Source organism: Candidatus Hydrogenedentota bacterium, assembly GCA_018005585.1.
GTDB lineage: Bacteria > Hydrogenedentota > Hydrogenedentia > Hydrogenedentales > JAGMZX01 > JAGMZX01.
Window position 1 is genome coordinate 1 of record JAGMZX010000151.1, and the last position, 5,509, is coordinate 5,509.

Annotated in this window: 5 protein-coding genes; 4 read left to right on the forward strand and 1 reads right to left on the reverse strand. The window is 63.3% G+C overall.

The annotated features are described in order from the left end of the window. The 4 genes from KA184_19610 to KA184_19625 all read left to right on the forward strand — a co-directional run. The coding region (locus KA184_19610; protein ID MBP8131790.1) for a hypothetical protein at window positions 1–496 on the forward strand (496 nt) is incomplete at its 5' end. A gap of 3 nt (window positions 497–499) precedes the next feature. Continuing rightward, the gene (locus KA184_19615; GenBank protein ID MBP8131791.1) at window positions 500–3,202 is read left to right on the forward strand and encodes a glycoside hydrolase family 99-like domain-containing protein; all 2,703 of its coding nucleotides are present in this window, start codon (window positions 500–502) and stop codon (window positions 3,200–3,202) included. Next, window positions 3,199–4,458, forward strand: a complete 1,260-nt coding sequence (locus KA184_19620) for a cellulase family glycosylhydrolase (protein MBP8131792.1) — start codon at window positions 3,199–3,201, stop codon at window positions 4,456–4,458. Before KA184_19615 ends, KA184_19620 begins: the two co-directional genes overlap by 4 nt. A 216-nt stretch (window positions 4,459–4,674) precedes the next feature. Then, a complete protein-coding gene (locus tag KA184_19625) occupies window positions 4,675–5,106 on the forward strand; it encodes a PilZ domain-containing protein (GenBank protein MBP8131793.1) in 432 nt (143 codons plus the stop codon). Window positions 5,107–5,119: 13 nt separating this feature from the next. Here KA184_19625 and KA184_19630 read toward each other — a convergent pair. Beyond that, window positions 5,120–5,509: carboxypeptidase regulatory-like domain-containing protein (locus tag KA184_19630; GenBank protein MBP8131794.1), on the reverse strand; the 390-nt coding region annotated here is incomplete at its 5' end.

A 5,509-nucleotide genomic window follows, 5' to 3' on the forward strand; every position in this document is an offset into this window, starting at 1 on the left:
CCCCTTCTCCATAAGGGACGCTTCGTTGCGCATCGAGGCGCACGCGCATACCTACGCCTTCTTTCGTTATCCGATTGAGACACAAGCGCACGGCCTTGTCCTCAAGGCAAGCCAGGGGACGGATGCCGGCATGTCCTGGGGAGCGGGGGCATTGCTTCGGTTCGCTGATGGCGCAAGCCTCCGCATCGGCACGCGCGGCGACGGCCTGGTCCAGACGGATATCCTCGGCGAGCAACGTTGTCTCAGTGCGTTGAACGTCAATGACTGGGTTTGGCTGCGCGCGCGCTGGGGAACACGCTGGGGCGCCGTGGAATATAGCCGAGACGGGCACAGTTTCGAGCGGCTCCAGTCCTTCGATCATCGAGGCCGCTTCGGTCAACGGGCGGTGGAATTGCTCGTTGGGAAAGTGCCCTATAATGGGCAGGCGAACGACCATACGGAGGTCGGCCCGGTGGGCCACTGCAATATCGAGTTTGTGCACGTTTACGGGGAGTAACTCATGAGCCACGCGATTCTTGTTCTCACGTTGCTTTCGACGGGCGGCCTCCCTTCCTGGGAATTCGAGAATCCGGACGCACTCGACCAGTGGAAGCCCAACGCTCATCTGGAGGACGCTGCCGTCGCCGGCGGCGTGCTGCACGCGCGCGCGGTCGACTGGGACCCCTATTTTCACTGCACCGGCATGGAATTACCCGCGAATCCCTGGCAGTACGTCCTGATCCGCATCAAGGCGAGCCGCGGCGGCACGGCCGACCTGTTTTGGAGCGGTGCGACCGAGGGGCCAAACGGCGGCCTTACAGAGAAGAAGAAAACCTCCTTCCAGGTTTCCGGCGACGGCGCCTGGCGCGAAATTCCTGTCTTCCCTTTCTGGCACGTGGAAGGCGCCATCCGTCAGATGCGCCTGGACGTGTATCCCGATGCTGAATTCGATATCGATTGGATTCGCGTTGCGTCGTGGGGCGATGGCGTTGCGCCGGCACAGGACGTGTATGCGTGGACCTTTCCCGACGGCGACATGTCGGCGTGGACTGTCACGCCGCAAGCCGGGGAACGTTTCTCTCCGCCGCTCGACCTTCCTCTCGGCAATCGCGGTTTCGTGACGGTGCGCCTGAGCGCGGCGCAAGACTGCGAAGGCCGGGTTCTCTGGGCCGCGCCGGAAACGCCCGGCCTGCAATTTGAGTCCTTCTGCATCCGGGGCGACGGGCGCGTCCGCGACTACAACGTGGAAGTGCAGAGCTATCCGTCATGGGGCAAGCGAATCGCCATGCTCGGCCTGCGTCTGCCCCCCAGTCCCGGGTTCAAGGTGGAATCCGTCAGCCTCAACGAGACTCCCATTGGCCCGCCGGACCTGCAGGTCGTCTACTTCGGTTGCGAGAACGGCGTAAACCGTGCGGGCTGCCCCGCGCGCGTAATCGCGCATGTCGAAAACCGCGGCGGCGCATCAGAACAGCCCATCACCTTCGCCATCGAAGCACAGGACGGACTGCGTGTGTCCGGCAATGCCTCGGCCCGCGCCGCAACGCCCGTCTACGCGGAAACCGCCGATGCCGTGTTCGAGGTTGCCGCGGACCAGCCTGGAACCTACACGGTCAAGCTGCGCATCAACGCGGCGGGCGCCCCTGAAACGGAGGTCATGTCCGTGCTGGAAATCCTGCCCGCCGTAAGCGTCCCGGCGGCCGGTTACCCGCCCGAGCCGCGCCCCGTGGACACGGACCTGGACGTACTCGCGTACTACTTCCCGGGCTGGGCCACGGAGGCGTCGTGGGACTGCATCCGGCGCATCGCCCCGAACCGCAAGCCGCTGCTGGGTTATTACGACGAGGCAAACCCCGAATGCGTGGATTGGCAGATCAAGTGGGCCGTCGAGAACGGCATCACCGGGTTTCTCGTCGATTGGTACTGGAACAAGGGCAGCCAGCATCTCACGCACTGGTTCGAGGCGTACCGCAAGGCCCGCTATCGCGACATGCTGCGCGTCGCGGTCATGTGGGCCAATCACAATCCGCCGGGGTCGCACAGCCGCGACGACTGGCGCGCCGTCACGCGCGAGTGGGTCGACAGGTATTTCAATTTGCCCAGTTACTATCGTCTTAACGATACGCCCGCCGTGTTTCTCTGGGCGCCGAACCTGATACGCAATGACCTGGGCGGCTCCGCCGAGGTCAAGGCGGCATTTGCCGAGTCGCAGCAGACCGCGCGCGAAGCGGGATACCGCGGCATCCTATTCGTCGCCGTCAACGACTGCCAGTCCACGGCCGATGCGCGCACTCTGCTGGACGAGGGCTACTTCGGCGCGACGAATTATCACGAATGGGGCCGCGCCACGGAATTGAGCACGACGCCAAACCGCGCGCAATTCCAGGATGTCACCACTACGGCCCCTGAGAAATGGGCCGAACGCAATACCATGTGCGGAGATCTAGTCTACTTCCCGCTCGTCGATACGGGGTGGGATTCCCGCCCGTGGCACGGCGCGAAATCGCTTGTCATCAGCGGGCGGACGGTTCCGCTGTTCGAGGAATTGCTCCGCGCCGGCAAGGAGTTCTCTCGCGCGCAGGAGCGGCCGTTCGTAGTGCTTGGGCCTGTCAATGAGTGGGGCGAAGGCAGCTATATCGAGCCGTGCACCGAATTCGGTTTCGGCATGTATGAAGCGGTGCGCCGCGTCTTTGCGGCGGGGGCGCCCGAAGCCTGGCCCGTGAACATCGGGCCCGCGGACGCCGGGCTTGGCCCGTATGACCTTCCAGCCGCGCCGCCCACAACCGCATGGGATTTTGGCGACGGGTGTCAAGGCTGGTCCGCCATGATGGGCGTCACGCCGCCGGCTTCAAAGAACGGATGCCTCTACTTCGAGACCACGTCGAGTGATCCGGCGCTCCAGACGCCCACGCGGGGACTGCTTGCGCGCGACGCGCCCGCGCTGCGCATCCGCATGCGCATAGACGGCCCCGTGCGTGAGGGAGAGCGCGCGCAGTTGTTCTGGTCATGCGGCGGCGCGGCGATGAGCGAAGCCACCAGCGTGGACTTCGTGATCGCCGCCGATGGAGGCTGGCGCAATTATGAAGTCGACTTGTCCAGGCACCCGCGCTGGCGGGGGCGTATTTCGGCGCTCCGCTTCGACCCCTGCGCCACGCGCGACGCCAAAATCCATGTGGACACGTTCGCTTTCCAGACCGGCCGCGCCGCTGAGGCATCCGCGCCTTGAAACTGCGCATCGTCGCGTTGACGTGCTGCGCTGCAGCAGGCGGCTTCCTCTGCGAGTTGGAGGGCCACGCCGCCACGGCGCTCGGGCGCATCTCCGTCGAAAAAGCGCCCGGCGAGCCGGGCCGCTTCTTCTTCCGCGACACCGGCGCAACGTTTCATCCAAAGGGCTTTAACCACACCGTTCTCGAACATGGCGGCTCCGGGTGGCACGCCACGTTCAATGCCGGTGTATACGACCCCGAGTCGCTGGAAAACACCTTGGCAGCCATGAGAACCGCCGGCGCAAACACGGTTCGTGTCTGGGCCTGGGGCGTACAGAAGGCCGGCGGCTTCACGGACGCCCCCGCGGACCTCAACCCGGCCTACCTGGACAACTTCCTGGATTTCCTGCGCCGCGCCGCGCGGCATGACCTCCGCGTTATCGCCATCCTCGACGAAACACCGCAAGGCCCCCACTATCGCGCGACCGCGGACGCGGCGTCCCGGGCATCCGGGATGCCACCTTTGCGTGGACATAACGGACAGTACCTGGACGCCGGCCTGATCGCGGCGAAACGCGCGTGCGCCGCCGACTTCGTTCGGCATATCCGCGAATGCGCCCCCGAACTACTGCCTGCCGTGCTGGCTTGGTCGCTCGCCAACGAGGTGTGCGTCACCTTCACCGCCGAACCGTTCAGCAACACGCAAGGCACGGTAACAACCTGTACGGGCAAGAGCTACGACATGGCGGATCGCGGCCAGCGTCAAGCCTGTTACGATGAGAGCATCCTGACCTGGGCAAACGAGATTGCCTCAGGCATCAAGACGATCGACCCGGATGCATTGGTCACTGCGGGCATGTGGACCGCCGACGCGCACGGCCGCGCGCCGAACAACGGTCTCTGGCCCGATGACAGGGACCCCCGTATCCCGCCCCGGCCGTCCGTGCTTGCCGGACCCGGCTGCCGACTCGACTTCATTGACGTGCACGTCTATCCCTGGGACGGTACGGCCAGAATCCGCCGGGACGCGCATGAGCGCGACGCGGTCATGGCGGGGCATATCCCCGCTATCGTTGGCGAGTACGGCGTGTTCAAAGACAGGCAGATCGGTGAAACACGCACGATGCTGCGGGAAATGGTTCGACAAGCCTATGCCTTGGGCTACATCGGCGACCTGCACTGGGTCTGGGACCTCACCCGCGTGTCCGGTCAGACTTGGTCCGCGGTGGAAGAAGGCCTTGCACCCTTTCTCATGCAACTCCCTCGCCGACAATGATTTAGAGAGAATTGCCCAACGCGCAACGGGATGCCTCCTGTCTGGAACTGCGCGGCGGCCGTGCTGCGAGGATGCTCTGGGTGCGAAATACCATTTATTCCATTTTTCCTTGCTTTTTTGACACTTCCAGGGCATACTCTAATTGTAGACGTGACGTGACGGCAGACGGTATTAACAAATGGTCTTATATTATTTTGCCTGGGAGAGGTCTCATCCATGGAAGTCATCGCGGGACGCACCGACAGTGATCCAGAATCAAGGGAAAGCCGTAAACGGGAACGGCGCCGGGTAATCCGGCAACAATGCCGGGTACACATCGAACTCATTGTGCGTTGTTCGCTGGGCGCCGGCAACGAGTGGAGCGTCAACACTATCGACGTCAAGGGCAAACTCCTTGACCTGAGCAACGACGGGGCAATGGTGTTCACGAAAGACGCGTTCATAGACAATCAGGAACTGCGCGTCACGTTGTTTCTGCCCGATGAATCCCCCGTGGTCACTCTCGCGGCTGTTCGATGGTGCAAGCCCCTTCACGACAAGGGCGGCCACGCTTCGGGCATCCGTTTTCGCAACACGTCGCCCAAGGGCGTGGTCTCCATCGAACACTTTCTCGAACGGCTGTTCGCGGGCGAATTCGTGAGCGAGTAACCCCGAAGACGGGCTATTCCGCGACAAACTCCGCGAGTTCGATGTCATGCTGGAGTACTTGACCATCCTCCAACACGACGACCGACCAGGCTTCGGGTGTTTCTGGCGCCTCAACACCGTCCCGGCGATTGTAGCAGCAGGCAAAAAGCGTATAGACGCCCGGCGGCAGAGACTCTATCTGGTAGCTGCCGCTCTGATGGATGGATTCACTCGTTTCCGCGCGCATGCGGCACTTGAATTCGAAATCGTTGTCGAGGCCGGGCACGTTGCCTTCCAGCACGACAATGCGCGCTTTCCGATAGACCTCCGGAAAGGTAATAAGGCCCTCGATTACGCCTTCCGAGGGCTCGATGTCAATGTTCAGCGTGGTCTGGCGCCCCGCTTCCACGGCCGCGTCCAGCCA

Excerpts from the sequence above, each read along its gene's own strand:
- KA184_19615 (MBP8131791.1), top strand. The coding sequence starts at position 500 with ATGAGCCACGCGATTCTTGTTCTCACGTTGCTTTCGACGGGCGGCCTC.
- KA184_19625 (MBP8131793.1), top strand. The coding sequence starts at position 4,675 with ATGGAAGTCATCGCGGGACGCACCGACAGTGATCCAGAATCAAGGGAA.